Origin of the sequence: Atribacter laminatus (assembly GCF_015775515.1) — a bacterium.
GTDB classification, from domain to species: Bacteria; Atribacterota; Atribacteria; order Atribacterales; family Atribacteraceae; genus Atribacter; species Atribacter laminatus.
Genome location: NZ_CP065383.1, coordinates 3041454 through 3067528 on the forward strand (window position 1 = coordinate 3041454; position 26075 = coordinate 3067528).

24 protein-coding genes are annotated in these 26075 nt (G+C 38.0%); 2 read left to right on the top strand and 22 right to left on the bottom strand.

All coding sequences use genetic code 11. The annotated features are described in order from the left end of the window. Positions 1-16 precede the first annotated feature (16 nt). The 16 genes from RT761_RS13775 to RT761_RS13850 all read right to left on the bottom strand — a co-directional run bounded on the left by RT761_RS13775 (position 17) and on the right by RT761_RS13850 (position 18610). The gene (locus RT761_RS13775) at positions 17-985 is read right to left on the bottom strand and encodes a peptidylprolyl isomerase (RefSeq protein WP_218111996.1); all 969 of its coding nucleotides are present in this window, start codon (positions 983-985) and stop codon (positions 17-19) included. Further along, the gene (locus RT761_RS13780) at positions 985-1248 is read right to left on the bottom strand and encodes a hypothetical protein (RefSeq protein WP_218111997.1); all 264 of its coding nucleotides are present in this window, start codon (positions 1246-1248) and stop codon (positions 985-987) included. Before RT761_RS13780 ends, RT761_RS13775 begins: the two co-directional genes overlap by 1 nt. 34 nt (positions 1249-1282) lie before the next feature. Next, on the bottom strand, positions 1283-2539 hold the full coding sequence (gene glgD / locus RT761_RS13785) for a glucose-1-phosphate adenylyltransferase subunit GlgD (protein ID WP_218111998.1): 1257 nt from the start codon (positions 2537-2539) through the stop codon (positions 1283-1285). 106 nt (positions 2540-2645) lie between these two features. After that, positions 2646-3665, bottom strand: a complete 1020-nt coding sequence (galT, locus tag RT761_RS13790) for a galactose-1-phosphate uridylyltransferase (RefSeq protein ID WP_218111999.1) — start codon at positions 3663-3665, stop codon at positions 2646-2648. A gap of 84 nt (positions 3666-3749) precedes the next feature. Beyond that, a complete protein-coding gene (locus tag RT761_RS13795) occupies positions 3750-4808 on the bottom strand; it encodes a M42 family metallopeptidase (protein ID WP_218112000.1) in 1059 nt (352 codons plus the stop codon). Positions 4809-4893: 85 nt separating this feature from the next. Beyond that, positions 4894-7356, bottom strand: coding sequence for an endopeptidase La (gene lon / locus RT761_RS13800; RefSeq protein ID WP_218112001.1), 2463 nt, complete (start codon positions 7354-7356; stop codon positions 4894-4896). 125 nt (positions 7357-7481) lie between these two features. Beyond that, complete coding sequence (locus tag RT761_RS13805) at positions 7482-7919, bottom strand: Hsp20/alpha crystallin family protein (protein ID WP_218112002.1); 438 nt, start codon at positions 7917-7919, stop codon at positions 7482-7484. 374 nt (positions 7920-8293) lie between these two features. Next, complete coding sequence (locus RT761_RS13810) at positions 8294-9826, bottom strand: hypothetical protein (protein WP_218112003.1); 1533 nt, start codon at positions 9824-9826, stop codon at positions 8294-8296. Between the two features lie 2 nt (positions 9827-9828). Then, on the bottom strand, positions 9829-11109 hold the full coding sequence (locus RT761_RS13815; protein WP_218112004.1) for a glucose-1-phosphate adenylyltransferase: 1281 nt from the start codon (positions 11107-11109) through the stop codon (positions 9829-9831). Between the two features lie 2 nt (positions 11110-11111). Further along, entirely contained in the window at positions 11112-12701 is a 1590-nt protein-coding gene (locus tag RT761_RS13820) for a glycoside hydrolase family 57 protein (RefSeq protein ID WP_218112005.1), read from the bottom strand. Between the two features lie 9 nt (positions 12702-12710). After that, entirely contained in the window at positions 12711-13208 is a 498-nt protein-coding gene (locus RT761_RS13825; RefSeq protein ID WP_218112006.1) for a metallophosphoesterase family protein, read from the bottom strand. A 143-nt stretch (positions 13209-13351) separates the two neighbouring features. After that, the gene (gene folD / locus RT761_RS13830; protein ID WP_218112007.1) at positions 13352-14215 is read right to left on the bottom strand and encodes a bifunctional methylenetetrahydrofolate dehydrogenase/methenyltetrahydrofolate cyclohydrolase FolD; all 864 of its coding nucleotides are present in this window, start codon (positions 14213-14215) and stop codon (positions 13352-13354) included. Further along, the gene (locus RT761_RS13835; RefSeq protein WP_218112008.1) at positions 14212-14946 is read right to left on the bottom strand and encodes a phosphatase; all 735 of its coding nucleotides are present in this window, start codon (positions 14944-14946) and stop codon (positions 14212-14214) included. The genes folD and RT761_RS13835 overlap by 4 nt, the downstream gene beginning before the upstream one ends. A 51-nt stretch (positions 14947-14997) precedes the next feature. Beyond that, positions 14998-16215, bottom strand: coding sequence for a hypothetical protein (locus RT761_RS13840; protein ID WP_218112009.1), 1218 nt, complete (start codon positions 16213-16215; stop codon positions 14998-15000). Then, entirely contained in the window at positions 16188-17768 is a 1581-nt protein-coding gene (cimA, locus tag RT761_RS13845; RefSeq protein WP_218112010.1) for a citramalate synthase, read from the bottom strand. The genes RT761_RS13840 and cimA overlap by 28 nt, the downstream gene beginning before the upstream one ends. A 35-nt stretch (positions 17769-17803) precedes the next feature. Continuing rightward, positions 17804-18610, bottom strand: a complete 807-nt coding sequence (locus RT761_RS13850; RefSeq protein WP_218112011.1) for an HAD-IIA family hydrolase — start codon at positions 18608-18610, stop codon at positions 17804-17806. A 138-nt stretch (positions 18611-18748) separates the two neighbouring features. Here RT761_RS13850 and RT761_RS13855 point away from each other — a divergent pair, with 138 nt between their 5' ends. Then, positions 18749-19585 carry an ABC transporter ATP-binding protein gene (locus tag RT761_RS13855; RefSeq protein ID WP_281388074.1) on the top strand — a complete coding sequence of 279 codons (837 nt, stop codon included), beginning with the start codon at positions 18749-18751 and terminating at the stop codon, positions 19583-19585. Beyond that, on the top strand, positions 19582-20397 hold the full coding sequence (locus RT761_RS13860; protein ID WP_218112012.1) for an ABC transporter permease: 816 nt from the start codon (positions 19582-19584) through the stop codon (positions 20395-20397). Before RT761_RS13855 ends, RT761_RS13860 begins: the two co-directional genes overlap by 4 nt. Positions 20398-20420: 23 nt before the next feature. Here RT761_RS13860 and RT761_RS13865 read toward each other — a convergent pair whose 3' ends face one another. The 6 genes from RT761_RS13865 to RT761_RS13885 form a co-directional block, all read right to left on the bottom strand. Next, entirely contained in the window at positions 20421-22466 is a 2046-nt protein-coding gene (locus tag RT761_RS13865) for an adenosylcobalamin-dependent ribonucleoside-diphosphate reductase (protein ID WP_218112013.1), read from the bottom strand. A gap of 2 nt (positions 22467-22468) precedes the next feature. Further along, positions 22469-22597 (bottom strand): RCKP-type rubredoxin-like domain-containing protein, encoded by a 129-nt coding sequence (locus RT761_RS14335; RefSeq protein WP_343073754.1) that lies wholly within the window; start codon positions 22595-22597, stop codon positions 22469-22471. 109 nt (positions 22598-22706) lie between these two features. Further along, complete coding sequence (locus RT761_RS13870) at positions 22707-23366, bottom strand: HAD family hydrolase (RefSeq protein WP_218112014.1); 660 nt, start codon at positions 23364-23366, stop codon at positions 22707-22709. After that, positions 23363-24415, bottom strand: coding sequence for a histidinol-phosphate transaminase (gene hisC, locus RT761_RS13875; protein ID WP_218112015.1), 1053 nt, complete (start codon positions 24413-24415; stop codon positions 23363-23365). Before hisC ends, RT761_RS13870 begins: the two co-directional genes overlap by 4 nt. After that, positions 24415-24984: a hypoxanthine phosphoribosyltransferase gene (gene hpt, locus RT761_RS13880; protein ID WP_218112016.1), complete on the bottom strand. Its 570-nt coding sequence runs from the start codon at positions 24982-24984 to the stop codon at positions 24415-24417. Before hpt ends, hisC begins: the two co-directional genes overlap by 1 nt. After that, on the bottom strand, positions 24981-25898 hold the full coding sequence (locus RT761_RS13885; protein ID WP_218112017.1) for a cytidylate kinase family protein: 918 nt from the start codon (positions 25896-25898) through the stop codon (positions 24981-24983). Before RT761_RS13885 ends, hpt begins: the two co-directional genes overlap by 4 nt. Positions 25899-26075: the final 177 nt, after the last annotated feature.

The window sequence follows — 26075 nt, forward strand, 5'->3', positions numbered from 1 at the left end:
ATCCCATCCTTTGCTTTTATTGCTCGGCTTGCGGATTGGATGTTTCTGGATTGGTTTCAGTTGTTGGAGCTTCGGTCACTTCATCTTCGGGAAGGTTTTCCTCGAGAATGGCAATTTCCGATTTATTTTTCATATCTTCGATCATTTTTTCAAATGATTCTTGTTGAACTTTGGGAAGCAGTTTGGAACGGATTTCTTCTTTTACTTCAGCAAGGTCTTTCAGCCGAGGTTGCATATGATCTTCGACTAAGAAAATATGAATGCCATAGTCGGTTTCGATTGATTCGCTCACATTGCCTGGAGCGAGATCAAATAAAATCTTTTCCATCTCCGGATCAAGATCGCCCTTACGAATCATTCCCATCTCTCCACCCGTCTGGGCATCAGGAGATTGAGACTTTTCTTGAGCAACTTGTTCAAAAGGTTTTCCTTCTTTAAGCTCCTTTTGAACTGCATCGGCTTCTTCCATCGAATTCACCATGATATGTCTGGCTTTCACTTGTTCCGCCTCAGTGTAAAGAGTCGGATTCGATGAATATTCTTTTTCGATTTCTTCATCAGAAACCACAGCCTTATCAATTACTTCTCGAGTCACAAATTCTTGAATCATGATCTGTTGGGCTACGTTTTCAATCTTTTTCTTCACATCTGGATCATCAGCCAAACCAAGTTTCTTCGCTTCTTGGACTAAAAGAACTTGACGAATCCATTGCTCTAATAAATCTCTAAATCCTCCTGGAAACTGGACTCGATAATTTTCCGGCATAGTATCCCATACTTCTTTAAGCTCTGCTAAATAAACCGGCTCTCCGTTTACTTCAGCTATGACGACTTGTTCGGTTGCAACCGGCGTTTCGGCATTCTGTGCTTCTTCTACGACACCTTCAGTATTCAAATTATCTTGAGCCATACTTTGGATCGAAAACAAAAAAATACCAATCATAAAAATAATACTGACTATAAAAACTGAATATTTCCCTTTCATTATATATCTCCTTTCGAATCTAATTCATCTTTTTGATCTTCAAATGCTTCAAAACTAAAAGAATCTTCAACGTCCACTGAATTTTTCATATTCCCCCTTTCTTCAGTCAAACTCAACAACAAAGAAAATTTTTCTTCCATTTTTTTTAAATTTTCATTATTTTTATGTATCATCAACGAAATACTTTTCAAACGTTCATTCACAACCCAAAACAATACCAGTCCATACAAAATGAGAATGATGATTAAGAGTCCAAGGATCAAAGGACTAACCTCCCTCCAAGATTTCTTTTTTACGCTATCCCATAATTACTGATCCACTTTTCAGCTCAGTAATTTTCCCAAAACGATTGGTGGAGACATTAATACCAATTAAACAATTTCGAGGAATTACTGAATGAGGAGGAATCTGCGAATTCTTACCAACCAAATTAACACCCCAACTCAGGATATCCGGTCGAAGTCGGTTGGGAGTGTAATCATTTCCTGCTCCTATAATCGAACTCTGCCCCACAATAACATTTTTATCCAATATACTTCTCTCCACCACTGAACCAGCTTTAATTATTGAATCATTAAAAATTATCGAATCGTAAATTTTTACATCTTTTTCAATCACTGCCCCAGGAAAAACAACCGAATGGACCACCTCACCATGGATAACTGTTCCCTCACCAATTATTGATGACTGGACTAAAGCTCCCTTTCCAATCTTGGCCGGAGGATTTTGTGGTCGATTGGTATAAATAACCCAATTCGGATCATACAAGTTAAAACAGGGAAGTGGATCTAATAAATGCATATTCGCTTCCCAATAGGCCTTAATTGTTCCGGTATCAAACCAACAACCATCATAGAAGAAAGCTTGGGTTTTAATTGAATTTAAATTTTCAATAATTACATTCCTAACTAAATCGTATTTCGATTCTTGAACATTTTTTTGTAAACACTCATTTAAAAACTCTAAACGAAAAATATAAATTCCCATGAAAGCAATATTGGTTTTTGGTTGTGATGGTTTTTCTTCAAAACCAAAAACTCGGTTCCCATCATCAACTTCCAAAATACCAAATCGTGTCCGATCTTCAGTTTTTACCCGTGTCACCACCAAGGTAACGTCGGCATTATTATCCAAGTGATAATCCATAAGAGAATTATAATCCATCATATAAGCATGATCTCCGGAAAGCACCAAGAGATGATCCAATCTTTTTCTATTAATAATATTCAAATTCTGATAAATAGCATCTCCGGTCCCACGATACCAGCCTCCAACGGTTTTTCCCAAATAAGGCTGAAGGAGTTCTATCCCGCCTTTTTTTCGGTCCATGTCCCAGGGGCGCCCAACTCCAATATGCTCTATTAACGAACGCGGTTGGTACTGAGTTAAAATACCAACATCATAAATGCCAGAGTTGACACAATTACTCAAGGGAAAATCAATCAATCGATAAAAACCTCCGAAGGGAACAGCTGATTTGGCTCTTTCTATTGACAAAACACTCAAGTGATTCCCTTTCCCACCAGCTAAAATGAGCGCAAATCGAATCGACATCTGGCTCACCTCCTATGCATGACCATTAAACCATTATGGATCTGTGACCATTTGCTGAGAATTTTTATCATCAAACAGCTGCACCCTCAATTTCAGTTGTGGGGCATTAGATCTTATCGGGTATATTTTTTCTGAGAACTTCCGCTGCATCTTCAGGAATTACTGGATTAATATAAAACCCGGTTCCCCATTCAAACCCAGCAACCTTCGTTATAGTGGGTAGCATTTCCATGTGCCAATGATAGCTTTCCAGGTATGATTTTTCTCCCTTTCGTTCAAAAGGAGTGGTATGAAGAATTAAATTGTAGGGAGAATCATTCAGTGACTTTTTCATGGATACCAGGAGTTTTTTCAATATTTCTGATAAATAACTTAATTCTTGATCTTCAGTTTTCATAAAATGAGATACGTGTTTTTTGGGTAATATCCATATTTCATAAGGAAATCGAGGGGCATAGGGAACAAACGCTAAAAAATGATCGTTTTCGACAATCATCCTTTGATTATTATTTTGGTGGTATTGCACGATATCACAAAAAATGCAACGATTTTTTTCTTGATAATATTTATCAGCACCAAGAAGCTCTTCTTTTACCCTTTTAGGAATCACTGGGATAGCAATAAGCTGAGAGTGAGCATGTTGAATCGAAGCCCCCGCTGAAGCTCCTTGATTTTTGAAGATTATACAATAACGAAAACGATGGTCTTTTTCCAAGTTGCGCATTCTTTCCCGATAAACATACATAACTTCAGTAATATGATCCACCGAAAGATCTCCGAGTTCTAAATAATGGTCAGGAGTTTCAATTATCACTTCGTGTGCTCCGGAACCGCTGAGAGATTCGCAAATTCCATCTACACAATGGGCAAAGGGTTCTTCTATTCGCAAAGCTGGAAATTTATTAGGAACTACCCGAACTGTCCAACCCGGTTGATTTTTTTCAGTATGATTACCTCGAATGGAAAAAACCTCTTTCGGAGTGTGTGTTTCCATCCCTTCACAAAAAACACAAGGACCAGGCTTTCGTAGTTCTCCATGTACCCCAAAATCATAAGGTTTTAAACTTCTTTCATTGGCAATAATGACCCACCGGTCTATAACCGGATCTTTTCTCAGCTCCGACATGACTTTCCTCCAAATTTCTTCAAGCTCTTTATTTCCTCGACTAGATTCATTTTTATGAATTAACTATTTGGTAAAATCAAATTTTTAAGGTATCCAATTTTCTTCAGGATGAATGCTTTCTAAAAATCCGACCAATAAATGTATTGCTGCATCTAAATCATCACAATCGATGACTTCGGAGGGAGTATGCATATACCGATTGGGAATGCCTAACAAACCGGTAGCAACGCCTTGACGATTAATTTGAATGCTATTAGCATCTGTCCCAGTGGCACGCGATTCAGCTTGTATCTGATAGGGAATATTTTTTTGATTAGCGATATTGATCAGCTTTTGAAAAATATGAGGATTAATATTTGGACCTCGAGATATAACTGGACCTTTGCCCAAAGACACGTCCCCAATCTTTCTTTTATCTATATCGGGACAATCAGAAGCAAAGGTCACATCAATAGCAATTCCTAAGTGGGGATCGATTCTAAAAGCACTGGTTCTTGCTCCCCTGAGACCAAGTTCTTCTTGAACCGTACTTACACCATATACACCGCACTGCAATCTCTCTTTTTGAACCTTCCGAAGAACCTCGGCAACAACAAAAGCTCCAACTCGATCATCAAAACCTCGACCAGCAACTCGACTTCCAAGGAGTTGGTCAAGACCAACATCCATGGTAATCGGATCTCCTATTTGCACAATTTTGGTAAGTTCTTCTTTATTTTTTGCCCCCACGTCAATCCACTGCTCTTCAATTTTTACCACTTTTTGACGTTCTTTTTCCTCCATCAAATGGATGGGTTTTTTTCCAATTACTCCTCTTACTGGTCCTTGAGAACTATGAATTATGACTCTCTTTCCAGGGGTGACATGGGCATCGATTCCTCCAATTGTTGAAAAATAAATATATCCCTGATCACTGATATATTCCACCATCAAACCGACTTCATCACAATGACCCGCCAACATAACTCGAAACGAAGCATCAGGATGAATAATACCAATAGCATTTCCATGGTAGTCTTTAATAAATCGGTCAACCTTGTCTTGAATTCTTTCTCCAAATATTTTTTGAACCTGTTCTTCAAACCCCGATGGACTAGGAGTTTCAATGAGTTTTTTTAAAAATTCTTCTCGAGATTTTTCCATTTTGATATTCCCTCTTTCTCATACCAACTTAAGTTGAATTCGAACAAAAATGTTAATTAGCTGATTCAATCAGCCATTATATCTCTTAAAGAGAAGAAGTTTTTTTCTTTTGAACCATTCGGGGTGATTTTTTTAAGGTAATTTTAAGGACTTCGTCTATAGTTTTGACTAAATGGAATTTCATTTTTTTTCTTACATCAGCTGGTATATCATCTAAATCATTTTCGTTTTCACGGGGCAGAACAACTTCTTTAATTCCCGATCGATAAGCTGCTAAAGATTTCTCCTTCACTCCACCAATTGGAAGCACTTTTCCAGTAAGGGTTAATTCTCCAGTCATTGCAATGGAATGCTTTACCGGTATTAGCGAAAGAGAAGAAACCATTGAAACAACAAGGGTTATTCCAGCTGACGGACCATCTTTTGGTATAGCGCCAGCAGGAACATGAACGTGAATATCATGTTTTTCGTAAAACTTCTCATCAATTTTCCATTTTTTCGCCCGTTCTCGCACACAAGATAGTGCAATGCGAGCCGATTCTTGCATAATATCTCCCATATTACCGGTTAATATCAAGTTTCCCTTACCCGAGAGAACCGAGGACTCGACAAAAAGGATTTCTCCACCGGTTTGAGTCCAAGCTAAACCGGTAGCAACTCCAACCCGATCCTTCCCAGACATGACCTCATCAAAATAAATCCTTTTCCCTAAATACTTTCTAAGATTTTCTTCATCAACTACAAATGGTCCTTTTTTCCCTGAGGCGACTTCTTTGGCAACTTTTCTGCAAACTGTCGCAATTGTTCTTTCCAGATTTCTGACACCGGCTTCACGGGTGTATTCTCGAATCATTTTTGTTAAAATTTCATCGCTTATCGTAACAGTTTGATCCTCGATACCATTTTCTTTACTCTGCTTGGGTATTAAATATTTGCGAGCAATGGCAATTTTTTCCGGATCGGTGTAACCTGGAATTCGGATGAGTTCCATTCGATCCAACAAAGCTGGAGGAATGGTATCCAGAATATTCGCAGTTGCGATAAAAATAACCTTAGAAAGGTCAAAAGGAACTGCCAAATAATGGTCAACAAAAGTTGAATTTTGCTCGGGATCTAAAACTTCGAGAAGAGCAGCAGAAGGATCTCCCCTGAAATCTAAACCTATTTTATCAACCTCGTCTAACATAAATACCGGATTATTACTTCCTGCTTTTCGGATTCCCTGAATAATCCGACCTGGGAGCGCTCCAACGTAGGTTCGACGATGGCCTCTTATTTCCGCTTCATCCCGTACTCCGCCCAAGGATATTCGTACGAATTTCCTTCCCAACGCCCGGGCAATCGATTTTCCCAATGAGGTTTTTCCCACACCCGGGGGACCAACAAAACAGAGTATTGGACCTTTTAAATCTTTTTTTAAATGACCCACTGCCAAATATTCAAGAATTCTTTCTTTTACTTTCTCCAAATCATAGTGATCTTCGTTCAACACCTTTTCAGCTTTTTTAAGATCTAAACTGTCTTCGGTTCGGATGTTCCAGGGAAGTTCGGTTATCAAATCAAGGTAATTACGAATAACTGGGTATTCGGCTGAAACCGGTGGAATTCTCGATAATCGCTCCATTTCTTTTTCGGCTTCTTTTAAAACTTCTGGCGGGAGCTTGGCTTTTTCAATTTTTTCTTTCAATTCATTTAATTCAATGGTTTTTTCATCCATTTCTCCAAGTTCTCGTTGAATAGCTTTCAATTGCTCTCTTAAGAAATACTCTCGTTGGGTTTTTGCCATCTCCGATTGAATTTGAGTTTGAATCTTGCTGCCAATTTGGAGAATATCCAGTTCTCGAGTTAAATAGTAGTTTACTTTTTTTAATTTTTCGATGAGTTCATTGGTGGATAAAATATTTTGTTTACTTTCAACATCTAAATTTAAGTTCGAAACGACAAAATGGGCTAGTCGTGAAGGTTGTTTGATATTCATCGCAGCAACAAATATTTCTTTGGGAAGATAAGGAGCAAGTTCGACGACCTTTTGAAAAAGAGTTAATATGTTGCGGACTAAAGCTTCAGTTTCATCGGTTTTTATTTCTTCTTCTTTGATGATTTCAATTTTCGCTATGGGATAAGGATCCCATTGAATCCATTCAACAATGCGAAACTTATTTAAGCCAAAAACCAAAATTTGAATAGCATCTTCAGGAAGCTTTAACAAACGGGATATTCGCCCTACAACACCGATATCATAAAAATCCTGAGCTGAAACGGCGCTATCCCCTTCTTCTTTTTTGGTGCGGAGGGTTAAAACTCCAATCATTTTATTTCCTAAAACCGCATCGTTAAGTAATTTAACCCACTTTTCTCCGTGGACAACCCAAGGCATGACCAACTCAGGAAATAAAACGTTCTCATCCAAAGGAAGAACCGCAATTGTTTCTGGAATATCAAAACCTTTTTTATCCTGATCAATGGATTCGGAAATCACATTCTGGTTATCCGTAATCTCTGAAGGCTCTTCCGAAAGCGCAAACCAATTGTCAATATACTCTTCCATGTCTGATCCTTTCCTAATAAACAGTATTCTTATCAAGAAATGGGTCGATATATTTATAATGAACTCTATCCGTATGAAAAAATTCTCTACTTATTCCAGTATTTTTTATGATTGAGAACATTTGTTTACTCAAGAGGAATCCTCCGTTCAGTAATTACCTTTCTCTTTTTGCATTCAACTATGAGGAACCCTTCCCGATAACGAGCATTAATGGTCTCTCCATCAACCTCTTCGGGAAGTTCGATTTGTCGTTGAAAGGGACCAAAGGGAATTTCCATTTGGTGATAATCCCTTTTAGGCGGTGAAGGAACTTCCTTTCTCACACCCTTAAGTATTAATTTTCGTGATTGAATAGTCAAGTCAACTTCATTGACCAAAACCCCAGCGAGCTCTACCACAACAATAAAGTTATCATCAGTTTCAAAAACATCACACAAAGGCTCCCAAGCTTTTTCAGAAAGTCCCAAGAAATAAGGTTTTTTTCCAGAAACATGCTCCATGAAACGTTGCATTTCTTTCTGCATTGAATCAAACTCTTCCCACCAATTATCTTTAAATGGCATTATATTACCCACCTACCCTGCTTTTCGGTGTTATAAAAAAATATTTTAAATTATTCCTCTCTGAAAATCCATGAATGATTTTTATAGTTAACTCAATTATAGCAACTAACCAGAATCTCTTTCTGGGCTTACATTTTCATCCTCATCTGGTACCACACAAGTGGCACGGGAGTTTATTCTTTAAACCACTTGTTGGTTTAAAAATCAAGCTTTTACAAAAAATTAAAATTACCTGGGCTCAATTTATAGCTTCCGAATAATAGAGAGTTATGCCATTTACCTGGTTTACACTCTCATCTATGACCACAAAATTATATCAACGTTTGTGGTAATGATATTTTATCGATACGTATTCAATACCACCCACACAGATTCTAAAAAACTAGCAATAAACGCTGGATAGCAAAGAAAGCACTTTCGTCTGGAGATTGCACTTCAATTCGTAATTGATTTTCTCCCGGCATTAAAAATTGATCTAAATGGAAAGATTGGAATTCAAAAGGAGATATCTGACCACCAACAATGTTTCCCGAGAAAATTTTATTATCATTGAGATGGACGTGGATAATTGCACTTCCATTTGATTTTCCCCAAATAAAGCAAGCTGCATTGCTCCACCCTTCTGGAACTTGGAAATTTACATTCAAATACTCACCCGAACTCATGGCAAGAACCGAAACAGAGTTTTGAGTGAAGCCCGAGATATTCTCTCCGCGATAAATACTTTCCTCGAAGTTCGTTTCAGGCTTACCGCTGGAAAAATCGATAAAATAGGTACCTCGTCCAGATACGATCTCGATCCCTTCAACTGATCCAATTGAGTTATCCTCAGACTTAGCATAATTTATTACTCCCCTAAAGTTTACCTTTAATTCCACCGGTATTTTTACCACTGAAGTAGGCACCATCCAAAGATTGGATGAGATTCCATCAAATTCTGTCGTTGTCATTCTTTTTTCCCATTGACCAACATTAGAAGACCATATTAGTGTTTGTCCGGATAAAGGGTTTCCATCATTATCGGTTAACCGGGCTTGGAAACTCATGCTCTCACCACTTACGACTAAAAAATCCTTTGGGGATAGAACCAAGATACTCGATTTCTTTTCAGGTTGTACAACAACAGTTACGATCCCCTCCATAGGGCTATAGGCAGTGTCGCCTTCATAAGCAGCTTGTATTTGGACCTGAGTTTCCTCCGAAACAAATGGAGCCATAAACCAAATGTCTGATTCTCCAGCAGTATTGGTGTAGGTCTGATATGAATCCAAGCTTCCGTGGCTGGCATACCACTGAATTCTTCGATTTACCAAAGGGTTATTGTTTTTATCCGTCATGACCATTCGAATTCTCAAATTTCTTCCGCTTAAAATTGATTCAGGAACGGGATGAAAACGAATAGCTACCGACTCTTCTTTTCTCTTTTCAACAATCTGAATAGTACTCCGATTGAGATAAACATTCTCACCAATAATCTCCTTCATTCGGGAGGGATTATTCATAGCCTCAACCAAGATACGGTCGGGAATAATCCGTGGAGAAAGAAGAACGAGAAATCGTTCCATCCCTTCTGGTTCGGTAACTATACCTTGAATCATTTTTTTTGTACCCGGCGAAACTGGTTCATTATTCTTTAAAATCCGCACCCTTTCATCTTCGGTGTAATCTAATATACTCACATAGCCGGTTTTCATTGCTTCATAAGCCAGAGAAATCGGATCACCAATGAAGTAGGTTGCTAAGTTACCCCTATCAGGAAGAACGGTTATAAATGGTGAAACTGGTAACATATCAAGATAGGTTTGTTCATTCAAGCTGACCTGAAACTCGTATATCTGAGCCAAAGCCGATTGAACACCAAACACCAAAAAAAACAAAACCATCAGCAAAAAAGAAATCTTTTTCATAACTAAACCTCCATCGATGGTTTTTCAATTGTCTCTCCACTAAAAACAATCAACGATGGGAAATCGTTCTCGTCCACATCTGCACCAATAATACAATTTTTTCCTATTTCGCATCCTGAAGGAATACGGGAATTTTTTCCAATGATGGTAATTCCGCTCCACAAAACCTCAGGATACTTTTTGTTAACATTCAATACTTGACCCCCTCCAACCCGAGATTCTTCACCGATCATAACTCCTTTATCTAAAATCACTCTCTCCAATTGGGAGTTCTTTCCAATATAGCAATCATTCATTAAAATCGATCCCTCAATCTTTACTTCTTCGCTTACATATACCCCATTAAAAATGACTGATTGACTTACTTTCCCATTAATAATAGCTCCTTCGCCAATAATACAGTTTTCAACTTGAGCATCACGCCCAAATTTTACCGGAGGCCGATCAGCAACTGGAGTATAAATTGGCCAATCTATATCCTTAAATCTCAAAGGACTTTCTTCTCCCAATAACTCCATGTTGGCTTCCCAATAAGAATCAATCGTACCTACATCCTTCCAATACCCCGAAAAGGAATAGGTAAAAACTCTTTTATCCTGAATCATGCGAGGAATGATGTCTCGCCCAAAGTCAAAAGACGTCCCTTCACGCATAGCTTCCTTTTCCACTTCTTCTTCTAAAACCTCTCGATTAAAAACATAAATTCCCATGTTTACTAAATTACTTTGGGGATTTTCAGGTTTTTCATCAAAACGAATGACCTCACCTTCTGCGCCAACGGTAATAATGCCAAAACGATGGGCTTCCTCAATCGGAACTTGGATGACCGCTAACGTCAAATCAGCCTTTTTTTTCTTGTGAAACTCAATCATATGTCGGTAATTCATAGTATAAACATGGTCGCCAGAAAGGATGAGTACCAGCTCAGGAGCTCGATTTCGAATAAAACGAAGACTTTGGTATATCGCATCAGCAGTTCCCCGATACCAATCGGTATCAGCATCACTGATAAAGGGTTGTAATAAAAAGACTCCACCATTGAGTCGATCAAGGTCCCAATCTTTCCCAATCCGAATATGTTCATGAAGTGATCTTGGATTATATTGAGTTAAAACACCTACACAATATATGCCCGAATTGACACAATTGCTTAAGCAAAAATCGATGATACGGTATTTCCCTCCAAAAGGAACAGCTGGTTTTGCTCTTTTAGCCGAAAGAATATTCAACCGACGTCCTTCCCCACCAGCTAATATCATCGCAACCACTTCATTTTTAAACACTGCTATCCCTCCCCAGGATATTTCTCACCAATTAAATCACATATTTTCTTCAATAGAGATAAAAATTGCTTTCGAAATTCCTCTTTTTGTACCGAGGGATTATCTGGACCCAACCACCAAAACCAATCGCTTCCTTCTGCTTGATACAAAATATTATAAACTTCTTGCTTTCGTTCCCCATCTAACTCTTTTTCCTTTTCAGCCAGTAATTTTCGGACTAAGAAAAGCTGATCCCACGCCCAATTCTTTTCCTCATGACCAATCCAAGTATTAAAGGAACCGTAAATCCAGGAACCAGGTTTTAAAGCATTGAGAGTGGGTTTTTGGTTAGAACCTGTTAAATGTTCCGAGGGAGTTGTTGTGATTATCCTGGAATGTTGTGTTAAAGCCTCATATAAGCCGCTTAGAAATTCAAATCCATTATTATTATAATACTCCCAGGCGTTCTCCCCATCAAGGATTATAGAAACGATCGGGTTAAAACTGTCGGGAAGTCGATCTATAATTCTTTCTAAATTAGAAATCATATCTCCAACTGCCTCATGATAGGCAAGATGTTGGTAGGCAAAACCGATCAAGTCAGAAAGATGACGGTCACGGAAAAAGATAGCTACATTATTATCATCGGTGTGAAAAAACCAAGGTTGATAGAGATTTTCACCCTGATTTAAAAGACCATTTTGATCCCTCACTATAGGTAATCCTAAGGTATTAAACAAAACTTCCTCTCCAGTCGCTGTCCAGGAAAATCCATTTTGAGCAAAACAACTCACCGCTGCAGTACTTACTGAGCCTTCCGAAGGCCAAATCCCATGCATTTCTGTGTTCCAAATTCTTTCTACCTCATCTTTGGCTTTATGGATTTGTGCCTGAGCATCATCTAAATATTGAAAACGATACTTAGGAAGTTGAGTTCCAGGTAATGATTCACTAGCAACCCAATTATCGATTAATAATGGAATAATCGGATGGTATAAAGGTGACGTTGAAATTTCAATCTGTCCTTTAGCCTTTAATTTCTTATACATTGGTATAATTTCAGCAATTATTTGTTGAGTAACTTGCTTAATGATAGCCTTATCCTTTTCGGTATATTCTTTCCCCCGTTTTATGAGCTCGCTCAAGCCGAAATTTTCTTTGATGGTTATCGGATCAAACCAAAGGAGCTGATAGAGAACCTGGAGATCGAGCCAATCCTGGGTTGAGAAATTATGAATATTGTGTTTGGCTTTCTCTTTTAAGGTTTCATAAAAAGGGAAATGGCTGGTTTGAGTTTTTGAAGGGGCTAAGAAGAAATTAGCTAAAATGAAGTCTTTTTCTTTTTTACTGAGTTCTTTAGCTTCTTTCTGAAAGTGATTCCATACTAAATCAGTTTTTCCCTGCGAATAAAGATTTATTTGGTTTATAAGAGATGGAGTAAAATTAAAGGTCATGTGCAATTGAGGAAACCTATCGGCTAATTTCGCCATAAAAAGATAATCTTTGGTCGCATGGGTCCTTACCCATGGAAGGGTAAAAAGATCTTGGTTCAAATCATAATAATAGGGTTGATGCATATGCCAAATGATGTTTAAATACATTTTTTTTGCCATCAATTCACCTCAAGTTAATGATACGATTATTATTTCATTAATACTTCCTTTATCGATTTCCATCCGAGCATAGGAAAGGTAGGGAGTAAAGATTTTATCAGTTGGACTCCCTGGGTTCAAATACCATACTCCATTTTCATTGGTTAATTCTGGTTGATGGGAATGACCAAAAACTAAAACCTGCAAGTCATATCCCTCAAAAAGTGAACGAACATAAGACTTGACTTGATTTGGGGCACCCCGGCCATGGACGAGACCAATTTTAACTCCATCAACCTCAACCACATCCTGGTCGGGGAGAGTGATTTGTAACTCTTTCGAATCCATATTTCCCCGTACTGCCCGAATTGGAGTGAACTGAGCAATATTTTCAAGAATCGATGGTTTAACTGCATCCCCGGCATGAAGGACTAAATCAGCTTTTTTTATCTCTTCCCACAACTGTTGAGGAATATCTTTTGCTCTTTGTGGAATATGAGTATCAGAAAGGACAGTTATTCTGGTCATTCTTTTGACTCACTCCCATAAAAGTATTTAAAGCATTAAATTAAAATCAAAAAAACTCTCTTTTGAACCTGAAGCCAATCCTATCTATATTTAAACTTTATAAAATGATCAGCAATATATTTATTGAAGATTTTAGAATAATATTACCCGTGCAAGGTTCTTTCTGCTGATTTAACCGTATTGGCCATCAACATGGCAATTGTCATTGGTCCAACTCCACCTGGAACTGGGGTAATAAAAGAAGCTTTATCCACAACGCTGTCAAAATCAACATCGCCAACTAATTTGTCTTCCACCTTATTGATGCCTACGTCAATGACCACAACCCCCTCTCGGATCAATTCTCCAGTGATCATTTTAGGAGAACCAGCAGCTGCAATCAAAATATCAGCCATTTGAGTATGTTGGGCAAGGTTTTCAGTTCCAGTATGACAAATGGTTATGGTAGCGTTGGCTGCCTTGGCTTTTTGTACCAGCATCATAGATAACGGTTTCCCAACAATATTACTTCTTCCAACGATTACTACGTGTTTCCTCGAAATATCAATTTGGTATCGAGACAATAACTCCTGAACGCCCCAGGGAGTACAAGGTAAAAAAATAGGATCACCAATCATAAGACGACCTAAATTGTAAGGATGAAAACCATCAACATCTTTGAGTGGATTAATGTGATAGAGAATCTTTTTTTCATCCAAATGCTTGGGAAGTGGCAACTGGACGAGAATACCATGGATGGCTGGATTATTATTCAATTCGTCAATGAGATGAAGGAGGTCATTTTGACTAGTGGTTGAAGGGAGCTGGTGTTTCAAGGAATAAACTCCCAACTTTTCACAGGCTTTTTCTTTGTTTCTAACATACACTTGGCTGGCAGGGTCGTCTCCAACTAAAATAACCGCCAAACCTGGTTTCAAGTCTTGTTGAATCAAATTTTGGACACGTGGTTTTAATTCTTCCCGAATTTCTTGTGAAACCTTTTTTCCATCAATTAAAGTCGCTTTCATCGCACTCTACCCCTTATCTTAAGAAATGAATTCATAAAAGATTGAAACATTGCCGGAGAAGCATTGATAATATACTCCTTGGGGAAGTCGACACTTCCCAATAAATCTAAGGACAACTGATAATCACCAACTTCATCACAATAATGAGCATCACTGGTTACTACTATATAGCCGCCCTGTTTTTTGACCTCTTGCGCAATCATTTTACAGTTTTCCAAGCTCCCCTTGCGGCTAACGCGAAAGGAACTATTATTAATTTCAATAACTTTATTGCATTCAATCGCCTTCTTCACTACCAATGGATAATCCACCGGATAACGGGGATTCCCCAAATGAGCGATAATATTGATATAGGGATTTTCCAAAGCTTTTAGTAAAATTGAGGTATAGTCGGAACGTATTTCTCCTCGATATACTTGAGGATGAAAAGAAATAATTCCATAATCAATTTTTTTTAAACTTGGACCGTCTAAATCTAATGTTGAATTTTCGTCCAAAATATCAATTTCAGCTCCAAAGAAAACTTCGATATTATCAATTTTTTTAGGGAAATGGCCTCGAGCTTCGAAATAGATTGGATCAGGGCCCCCGGGCATACTTGGTCCATGCTCAGCCAAACCAATATATTGTAATTTTTTTTGTTGCGCAACCAGGGCTATTTCTCGAACGGTACTAAAAGCATGTCCACTCGCTATAGAGTGAATGTGTAAATCGCCAATAATTTGATACATTTGATAGATCTCTCCTAAAGAAAATTAACTGGTTTTTTTTGCCTACACGAATTACTGTTTTTTTATAAATTTCCAAATAAGCCGGTCGAATTCAGCAAAGGGTGGGTCGTTTAAAACATCATATCCTCTCAGCCAAGAACTATAACAAGCAAAATAATAGAAATAAGCTACCAACAAACCTAAAGCGTAGAAATCATTTTTAGGATACTGCAAATGAATAAATGATGATTCATTTTTTTTAATTTGATATTGCAGGGCCTCAAGAGTTGCCGAATCATAGTCGGAAAAGGATTGTTTATCTAAAAATTGCAGTTCTTTCCCTAAATAAGAATCCTCTTTTACCTTTTGAGGAAAATTGATAGGAGCTTGCAGGTGTTGACTTGGTGTACTATGGTTTAGAATAAAAAATACATCTCGATCATCACAGGATAAAATGTGCTCCAAATAACTACTCTTCAGTGACTCAAGAGTAATAATTTTGATTTTAAAGCATTGATTCTCGCCATTCAAGCTTTCTTCCAACAAAGGTTCCAAAGCTTTTAAAAGAGAATAAACCGGATAGGAGTTGGCAACAAAATAAAGCCTCTGAATCCCTTTTAATTGAATCTGATGGATTATTTGTGCTGTGGACATGGCTTCATCTCTACAAGATGAAAACCCCTCTTCGCACCCCTCAACCATATCTTTGATTGGAAGATTCATGGAATGAAGAGGAAGATATAATAGCTCAGAATGATGCCAAAAACGACAATTTTCGTTTTCAACCGGATAGAAAGGGAATAAAAGCAAGCGTGCAAACTCTGACATTATTCCGACTTCCGGGCCAACAAACACTCTTTTTCCCTCGTTTAACATTACAACCAATTTAACCAGGTCAAGTTCATCTAAGGTACGCCCCAAAACAACAAATATCGTATCTAAAAGATCAACAGAATGGCTTAATTTATGAAGATATTCTGGATGAGATGACGAACAGAAAAGATAGCTTTGATTGCTTTGAACTGATTCAGATTCAGTATATAAACACTCTAAGAATTGGATAACATCGTCTTTACCAATCCATACAATTTGTTGGTTTGACTGGAGGATATTTCGATTAAAGCTGCTAATCCGATCGATATTAATTTTCCAACTCACAAAAGGAGGTACCGGAAAACCATTAAAAAAACCATCCGGTTTGATATTCCAGTCAAAATGAATGTCATTAATTTTAGTAAATCCTTTATAAATTATTTTCGATTTTAATTTTCTTCTTTGGTTTTTTGCCATAATCCATATTTTACGCTATCTTCCAAGGCCTCCCAACTCGCTTCTATAACGTCAGTGGAAACACCAACCGTTCCCCAAGTATGACTACCATCGGTTGTTTGGATTAATACCCGTATTTTTGCCGCAGTTCCATCTTTTTCGTTTAAGACCCGAACTTTGTAGTCGCTTAATCGAATTCTTTTTAGCTGAGGGTATAAACTTTCCAGAGCTTTCCGCAGAGCATTATCCAAGGCATGAACCGGACCATCGCCTTCTGCGGCTGTATGAACGAAATGATCTCCAACATTTAGTTTAATGGTTGCTTCGGTAATTACTTCCTCATCTCCTCTTTTCTCTACGATTACCCGAAAACCTTGCAAGGTGAAAAAATTCATCGTTTCACCTAAAACTTCACGGAGCATCATCTCGAAGGAAGCGTCAGCCCCTTCATACTGATATCCATAAGACTCCGACTCTTTTATCTTATCTATTAAGGAAGTCACACGAGAATCATCAGGTTGCAAATCAACTCCGACTTCATGAGCTCGATAAAGGATATTACTCTTACCAGCTTGTTCTGAAACTAATATTCTTCTTTGATTGCCGACCAGGTCCGGAATGACATGCTCATAAGTTAGCGGATCCCTCATGATTGCACTGGCGTGAATGCCTCCTTTATGGGTAAAGGCACTCTTGCCGACAAAGGGTTGATAGTGATTTGGTCGCATATTCGCTGTTTCATCAATGAATCGCGAAACTTCTACCAACTTTTTTAATTGTTCCTCAGATAAGCAAGAAATTCCCATTTTTAAAACCAAATTGGGAATAATACTGCAAAGATTGGCATTTCCACAACGTTCTCCATATCCATTAAAGGTGCCTTGAATTTGGTTTGCTCCGCAGTCGACTGCAATTAAGCTGTTGGCCACAGCGATTCCGCCATCGTTATGAGTATGGATTCCAATTTCAAAAGATTCCGTAAGCTGAGATTTAACCTTCGAAAAAATTGAGGCAATTTCATGGGGAAGCGCCCCACCATTGGTATCACAAAGAATGATTGCATCGGCTCCGGCATTATAGGCAACTTCAATAGTTTTTAATGCATAATCCTGGTCCTGTTTATACCCATCAAAAAAATGCTCGGCATCAAAAAAAACCGTTTTCCCGGCTGATTTTAAAAAGCTGATGGAATCATCAATCATCTTCAGATTTTCATCCAGCGTGGTACGGAGAGCTCGCTTTACATGGAGCGTCCAGGATTTTCCGAATATGGTTATAACCGGTGAACCGGCTTCAAGAAGAAGACGGAGATTTTTATCTTGATCTGGTTTGGTTTCTGCTTTTCTGGTACTTCCAAAAGCACATATTTTCGCATTGTGGAAGGAAATTTTTTGAGCTTTTTCAAAAAAAGCGATATCTTTCGGATTTGATCCTGGCCAACCACCTTCGATATAGTGGATGCCAAATTCATCGAGCTTTAGGGCAATCTGGATTTTATCCTGAACCGAGAAATTGATTCCCTCCATTTGAGAACCATCTCGTAAAGTTGTATCGTAAATTTTAACCTGACTCATATCAATCTACCCCCATTTCAATTTCAAACAACACTTCAGGCTTCACCTTTCATGAGCATGATTTTTTTTAATTCGATGAGGTTTTCAACAATCATATCAGGAACAATGCCAGTTTTTTTCACATCTTCTCCCTGATGAACTCCAGTTAAGACCAATATTGAAAAAATATTTTGTTGCTTGGCTAAAACAATATCAGTATCTAAGCGGTCACCAATTAAAATCGTATCTTCAACCGAAAAACCTGTCATTTCCAGTAGGAATTGGATTGACTCCGGTTGTGGTTTCCCAAATACTTTGGCTTTGGTACCTGTACAGGCTTCAATACTGGCTAAAATCGCTCCGCAACCGGGAATTAATCCATCTTCCATTGGATAGGTCAAATCAGGATTGGTTCCATACAGCTGGGCACCATTTAAAACATATCTCATCGCTTTGGTCAGTTTCTCATAGTTAAATTGCCGATCCATTCCCACGATGACAAAATGAATATTCTCATTGGAGGAATCATCAATCATTTTTATACCGTTTTTCTGTAATTCATCACGGATACCTGCCTCACCAATACAATACACTTGGGATTGAGGATTTTCTCTCGCAACATAGTAAGCAGTAATCGAGCTGGAGCTAATAATCTCATCCTCGCTAGCATATATATTCATTTTTTTTAGTTTATCGACATATTGACCTTTAGTTATGGTAGAGTTATTTGAAAAGAAGGCAATTTTTGATTTCCGTTCCCGAAGAAAACGAAAAAAATCATCGCTTCCTGGAAGAGGATGTTTTCCTCGATAAATAACCCCATCCATGTCAACAATAAAATTTTTATATCTCTCCCATGTCAAATACACTCTTCTTCTCAACCCCTTTTTTGAATATAATATTCTGTGGTAAGAAAGGAGTGAATTCCGTTCGGATATCCAGCTCTTAAGTTTAACCATATTACCAAAAGCTATGGCGAAAATACAGTCCTCAAGGATATTATTCTTGAAGTCAATCCAGGCGATGTCTTTGGTTTTCTGGGAAATAACGGCTCTGGGAAAACCACCACTATTCGTATCTTATTTGGTTTAGTGCGCCCCTCTCGAGGCACTTTTCAGGTTTTTAATTATCTGTGCCCGGCCCATTTAAACCAGGCCAAGCAGTTGATGGGCGGAGTTATCGATATCCCATCGTTTTATGATAACTTAAGTGGTCGAGAGAATTTATATTTACTTGCTTCTCTTTCCAACTCTCGGGTAAGCAATTCAGAAATTGAATTGGTTTCCTCTATGGTTGGGATAGATACCATTATCAACAAACCAGTAGGAATCTATTCCAATGGCCAAAAGAGAAGATTATCGATTGCTCAAGCATTACTTCCCCGACCAAAGATCATTGTTTTAGACGAACCGACTTCTGGACTCGATCCACAGGGGGTAAAAAGCATTCGGAACTTGATACTCCAACTCAACCAAGAACATGGATTAACGGTATTCTTTTCTTCCCATCTCCTCAGTGAAGTTCAGAAAATTTGCAATCGTATTTCAATCATTAATAAAGGGAAAATAATTAAAACCGTTAAAGTGAAAGACTTTTTATTTGACTCATTTTTCAGCATCCAGGCAAGCCCGATTGAAGCATTACTCAGTTTTTTAAAAGAAAAAAATATCCCTTACCGAACTCAGGAAAAATATATTCTGGCACATTTTGATGGGAATCAAATACCTGAAATAATTCAAGAACTCACTAAAAGAAACATATTAATTTATGAAATATTCCGTCACCAACTCAGTTTGGAAGAAGCCTTTTTAGCAGCTATCGAAGGAGATGGCCAATGAATATTCTTGGTTCTGAAATTAAAAAAATCAAGGCAAATTATCGAACTTACGGAGGCTTAATCGTCTTATGGGGCCTGGGAATACTCATTGGTATAAACGTTTGGTATAATCCTTCTCTTCTCCCCCTGAAACAACTTGGTTTTCGATTAAGTGGTCTTTACATTCCGGGCTTAACGCTCTATCCATTAGCAGTGGTTGGACCGGTGGTTGCGGTTTTAATTGCTGGTGAAAGCATTGCTGGTGAACGGATTAAGGGAACGCTCCGTATGATTTTAACCCGGCCAGTTTCTCGCCTTCGCATTTATATGGGAAAATTAAGTTTAATTATCCTCTACTCGATCTTTATTGTTTTTTCCACCTTATTGATAACCAGTTTATTAGGTTATATTCTTTTTGGCGGCGGTTCGGTGGTTCTGCCGGCTGAATTAAACAACATGAGCTCCGGCTTTTTCACATTGAGCGCCCAAGAAGCTTTATTAAGGCTTACCCTAGCTGGGCTGACTGTTTCTTTCTATATTCTCACCTATGCGTCCATTGCTTTATGCCTTTCTTCCTTTATGAGTCATTCTTTAGCAAGCCCAATTTTCACCCTAATTTTTACCGCTGCCTCAACAGTCGTTCAAAACCTTGAAGTTTTTAAGTCGGTTTCGCCTTATCTGATAACTCGTCATTTACTTTCCTGGCAAAATTTAATGAATAAGTCTATCGATCGGAATTCTTTATTTTTTTCCTTTATTATTGTTGGATTTTACTTTCTGGGAAGCCTCCTGGTTGGAATTACGATTTTTAATCGTAAAGATGAGACAACCTAATAAATTTTAACATTCTTTATTTTTTAACAGTTTTCACATTCTTTTTCTCCAGTACCTAAATATAAAACTTGACTTTCTCGGCTTTGATAACGATAGACAGTTATCCCTTTGCAACCGAGCTGATGAGCCAGAAAATAAGCTTGACCAACATCTTCAGGAGTAGCATCGTTTGGAAGGTTAATAGTTTTAGACACCGCATTATCAACTTGTTTTTGAAATACTGCTTGGATTTGCACTTGAAAAGTTGGAGGAATTTCAAGAGCGGTAAGAAAAAGCGAATGAAGATGTTCAGGTATTCCATCAATATCTTTTAGAGAACCTTTTTCCCAGATCGATTTTCGAATTTTCTCTTCTATTTTTAAAACTTTTAGTTGTTTTTCCAGTAAGGGATTAATTTCAATGAGCTCGGTATTTTCTAAAACAAAACGTCTATATATAAGGGCAAAATACGGCTCTATGCCACTGGAACATCCAGCAATAAGGCTAATTGTTCCGGTGGGAGCAATTGAAATTAAAGTTGCATTTCGAAAGGGTAAATTCTTTGCAGCATGGAGGCTCTTTGGGTAATTGGGAAAAACATCCCTTTGTTCTGCTAATTCTTTCGAAGCCAATTTCGCTTCATTAGCAATAAAAGTTATGAGCTGTTCAGCGATTTGAAGAGCCTGATCTGAATAATAGGAAATACCAAGCTGGCATAGTAAATCAGCAAATCCCATAACACCCAAACCGATTTTTCGATTGGCTTTTACCATTTTTTCAACTATAGGCAAAGGATAGCGGTTGATATCAATAATATTATCTAAAAAATGGACGGCATCAAAAACAACTCTTTGAAGTTTCTGATAATCAATTTTCCCATCAGTACTCATTTTGGATAGATTTATGGAACCAAGATTGCAAGATTCATAGGGAAGCAGCGGAACTTCACCGCAAGGATTGGTTGCTTCGAGCAGTCCTAAAGAAGGAGTGGGATTATTTCGATTTATTTCATCTAAAAAAATTAAACCCGGCTCTCCGGATTTCCAAGCGCTTTCGACAATCAAATCAAATAGCTCTCGAGCGTTAACCGTTGAGACCGCTTTTTGTAAATGCGGGTCAACCAAGTCTATTTTTTCACCTTGGTGCACTCTCTTCATTTCTTCATCAGTAATGGCTACCGATAGATTGAAGTTTTCAAGAAAACCTGCTTGGTTCTTTGCTCGTATGAACTCACGGATATCTGGATGGTTGAAGCGAAGTATTCCCATGTTGGCTCCCCGCCTCCGACCACCTTGTTTTACAACATCGGTAGCCGTATCAAATATCCTCATAAAAGAAACCGGTCCCGAAGCTCGCCCACCGGTTGATGAAACCTGGTCTCCTTTTGGTCGGAGCATGGAAAAATTAAAACCGGTCCCTCCTCCTGATTTGTGAATGATGGCCATATCTCTTAAGGTATTAAAAATTCCTTCAATTGAATCTTCTACCGGGAGAACAAAACAAGCCGAAAGTTGCCCCAAGGATGTCCCTGCATTCATCAAGGTTGGTGAGTTCGGTAGAAACTCAAGGGAGGTAAGAAGTTGATAAAATTTTTCGAAACTTTCATTAACATCCTGTCCATAGAAACGGTCGGCTTCGGCTACAGCCAAAGCTACTCGTTTCATCATTGCCTTTGGAGTTTCCTGAACTTCACCTTCTTCGTTTTTAATCAGATACCTTTCTTTTAAAACTTGTATAGCATTGAAGCTCAACTTCAGATCGTCGTGAACTCCAAACAATTTCCATTTGGCTTCTCGAATTTCTCTCCGCTTTTCTCGATAAAGGATATAAGCTTTTGCTACCTGTGGGAGGGAATGGCTCATTAATACTTTTTCCACTTCATCCTGAATTTCTTCAACCAATGGTATTGGTCTTGACCGATTGATTTGAAGATTTTCTATCACTTCACGAGCTAACTCTTCAGCCCTTCCCGGTTGATAATATTCAGTGGCAAGAAGTGCTTGCTCTATGGCTCGGATTATTTTTTTTATGGTGAAAGGCTCGATTGATCCATCCCTTTTTTTTACTTGTGGAAAAGAGTCTTCAACCAAATTTATCCCTCCTTCTTTTGGCTTTCCTCCCTTTTATTAAAAGAGCCTTTTTCGCCACAGTTTGAGCATTTTTGCGGCTTACAACGACCTTCTTTTTCGAAACCACAAGACTCACAAACCCAAACCGCCATTTTTATCTCCACCCTTCTGGTTATCAATCATTTCTGAACATATTATTCTCTATAAACAATCTATCGTTTTTTTAACCCTTAACCATACAATATCGACGACGCAGTGATCTCATTCAATCCCTGCATATACTTGCTCAATCCACTCTTCCAATTTTGGAATGTCCAAAAAAATAAAATCGGGCTTCTCGCCACCCAAAGCATCTGGGTGTATTGAATCCCATAAAACCAAAGCTCCCTTTACTCCTGCTTGATGAGCCGATTGAATATCTAAAGGTGAATCTCCAAAATAGATCACTTCTTCTGGAGAAAAGGAAAAATAAGATATTATCTTCACCACTCCATCAGGATAGGGTTTTGGACGAGGAATTTCATCACCACAGACGACCAAGTCAAAAAGTTTAACGATGTCTAACCTTTTTAAAGTAATATCAGCACTTCTTCTTCCCTTTGATGTAAAAAGCGATTGTTTAATTCCCTTTTGTCGAAGCTTTTGAATCAATTCAAAAACCTGAGAAAAAGTATCAACCAATTTATCATGATTCTCTCGATAGTAGGTATAAAAATCTTCTAAAGCTTGATTCTTCCTCTTCTTTCCAACAATTTTTTCTATCACATCACTTTCGGGAGGACCATAAAGTTGAACAATTTCTTTTGGACTTAGCTTTGAACCGGTATACTTTTCAAAAACCATGTTAAAAGCACCCCATAGAAGTTTTGAACTACCAATAAGGGTGTTATCCAAATCCCAAATCATTAATTTAAATGTCATTTTTTTCCGTCCTTTAGCATTGCACTCAGAACTTGAATTAAAAGTTGCATATTCGAGTCTGTCCCAATGGATATTCGCAGGGAATCCGGCCACTCAGAAAAATATCTGACCAATATATGATTCTTTTTTAAATAAAGATATTCCGATTCTAAGTTGTCTCCTGGCCTTTGAACCATAACAAAATTGGCTTCCGAGGGAAGCACCGAGTAGCCGAGTCTGCTCATAGCCTGGGAAAATTCTCTCCGGGTTCGTTTAATTTTCTCAACATTATTCATCATATAATGATGATCTTGTAGAGCCGCAGTAGCAGCCTTTTGGGAAAACCAGCTTACATTATAAGAATCTTTAACCTTTAGCAAACCACGAATCATTTCAGGGTGAGCAATCAAAAAACCAACCCGTATTCCTGCCAATGAATAAGACTTGGACAAGGTTCGTAAAACAATCAAATGAGGATATTCTTTTATAAGTGAAAGAGCGTTTTCTCGGGCAAAATCAACATAAGCTTCATCAACAACAATTGGACAGGAAGAGCTTTTGAGTAAATTGTCTATCACCGGTGTGGATAAAAATGTTCCGGTTGGAGAGTTAGGATTACAGACCACCTTTAATTGAGCTTGACTGGTTAAAATCTTTTTAGGAAGAGAGTATTCCTTTTCAAAAGGTATTTCTTCATAATTGGCTTCTTGCAACAAGGCAAGCACTCGATACAGAGTATAAGTCGGATAAGGATAAGAAACTCGATCGTCTTTTCCGAGAAACGCCCGAAAAATTATGCTTAAAAGTTCATCCGATCCGTTTCCAACCAAGATCCAATCGGGAGGATACCCATATACTGCTGAAACTCGCTCCCTTAGTTCATCACAAAGTGGTGATGGATACCAGGATAAGCGATGTTTATTTAGGTTTTCCATCAAGGTCTCAATAACCAAGGGGGATGGTGGATAGGGGTTTTCGTTGGTATTTAATTTAATAAATTGACCATCTTGCGGTTGTTCCCCAGGTTGGTAACCGGCTATCAATTCCAAGTGCTTCCGAAAATAACTCATCAAGGCTCTCCTTTCCCCATCTGCTTTAATATTTGTGTGCTCCGGCCACTGGGGTCATATAAAGTATATATCTCCATTAAATTTCGAAAATCTCCTCGAAAGTCCAGTCCATACCCAACTACATAAATATCCGGGATTTCAAAGCACGAATAATGTATAGGAACCTCAATAAATCGCCGGTCAGGACAATCTAAGAAAGTACAAGTCACAACACTGGATGGAAAACGTTTTTCCATAACCCGACTTAAATAATTTAAAGTGAGTCCGGTATCGATTATGTCTTCTACGATAATGACATCTCGATCGGCAACCTCTTCATTCAAATCTTTTTCAATTTCGACTTTTTTAAAACCGGTTTTATAATTTGATAATGCCATAAAATCAAGATCAAATGGAATAGTTAGCGAGCGAACTAAGTCCACGGTAAAAAAAATAGCACCCCGTAGGATTGAAATAATCAGTGGCCTTTTCCCCATATAATCCTGGCTTATTTCAGCCCCTACTTCTTTAACTCTTTCTTCAATTTCAGATTGAGCGAATACACATTCACCCAGTTTAGATTCAATCATAGGTCTTCCTCCACTTCAAACTTACGCAAAAGATGAGTATAATCTCGCGAATAAATAACTTTAATCTTTACATTTGGATAAAGGTCTTTCAGTCTTTTCACTTTTCGGTTTTTTTTCCTGACTAATTTTTGTTTTTGAGTGGTGAGTTCAATAAAAAGGTTAAAATCCGGTAAGTAAAAATCGGGAGAAAAAGCCTCGACGACATTTCCTTCGCTATCCCACTCCAAAGGAAAGGTACGTGGCTCATAAAGCCATTTGATTCGATAAAAATCCAATATTCGAGCAAACTCTTCCTCGGAAGGATGGACAAATACAACTCGTTTTCCACCAAAGTCAAGGTTGGGAAACAATAATTGCTGTTCTTTGGGTGTACGATGAACACCTAAATTGTTGATTGCTTCCTGAATAATTTGACAGGATTGGCTTACCGTATAGTAGGCAGTATTTAAAACCAAATGATAAATAAGAGGATTTTTCCAATCGGCGCCTAAGGCTTCAAGAAGAAATTTCTCTCTTTTTCGATCCAGCTCAGCTAAAATATGGGAAGCGGTGACTTCATCTTGTCGATATTTTTCCATAATTCTTTGCAAGCGAAGTTCTGGAGAAGAAACGATCAGTAAATGAAAAGCTCTGTGATCGTTTTGAAAAATTGTTTGTCCTCCCCGGCCAAGAAAAATTATTGGTCCCCTTTTAATCTGTTTCAGAAGAATCTCTTTCACGTTTTTTGCCCAAATGAGGAATTTCTGTCGATCAATATTCTCATCCAAATCTTCCTGATGGGCTTCATGAAGAAGTAAGGTTAATTGATCACGATCAATACATACGTAATTTAGCTGTTTTGATAATTGGGTAGCGATTTCATCACCGAGGCTTTCTGTTTCTCGAGAAATAGTAATAATACCTACTTTTTCCACTTCATAATCCACCACTGTTTTTTATATCTTATTATATACGAATTTACCTTCGAAGAATGGGTTTAATTCATTTTTAAGGTTTAAAAATTTGAAACCTTAAAGTTCATCAAACCAATGATATTATAAAAACACCTATTATTCCTTTTGGTTAAAAATCTTAGTTCATTTACCATTTGA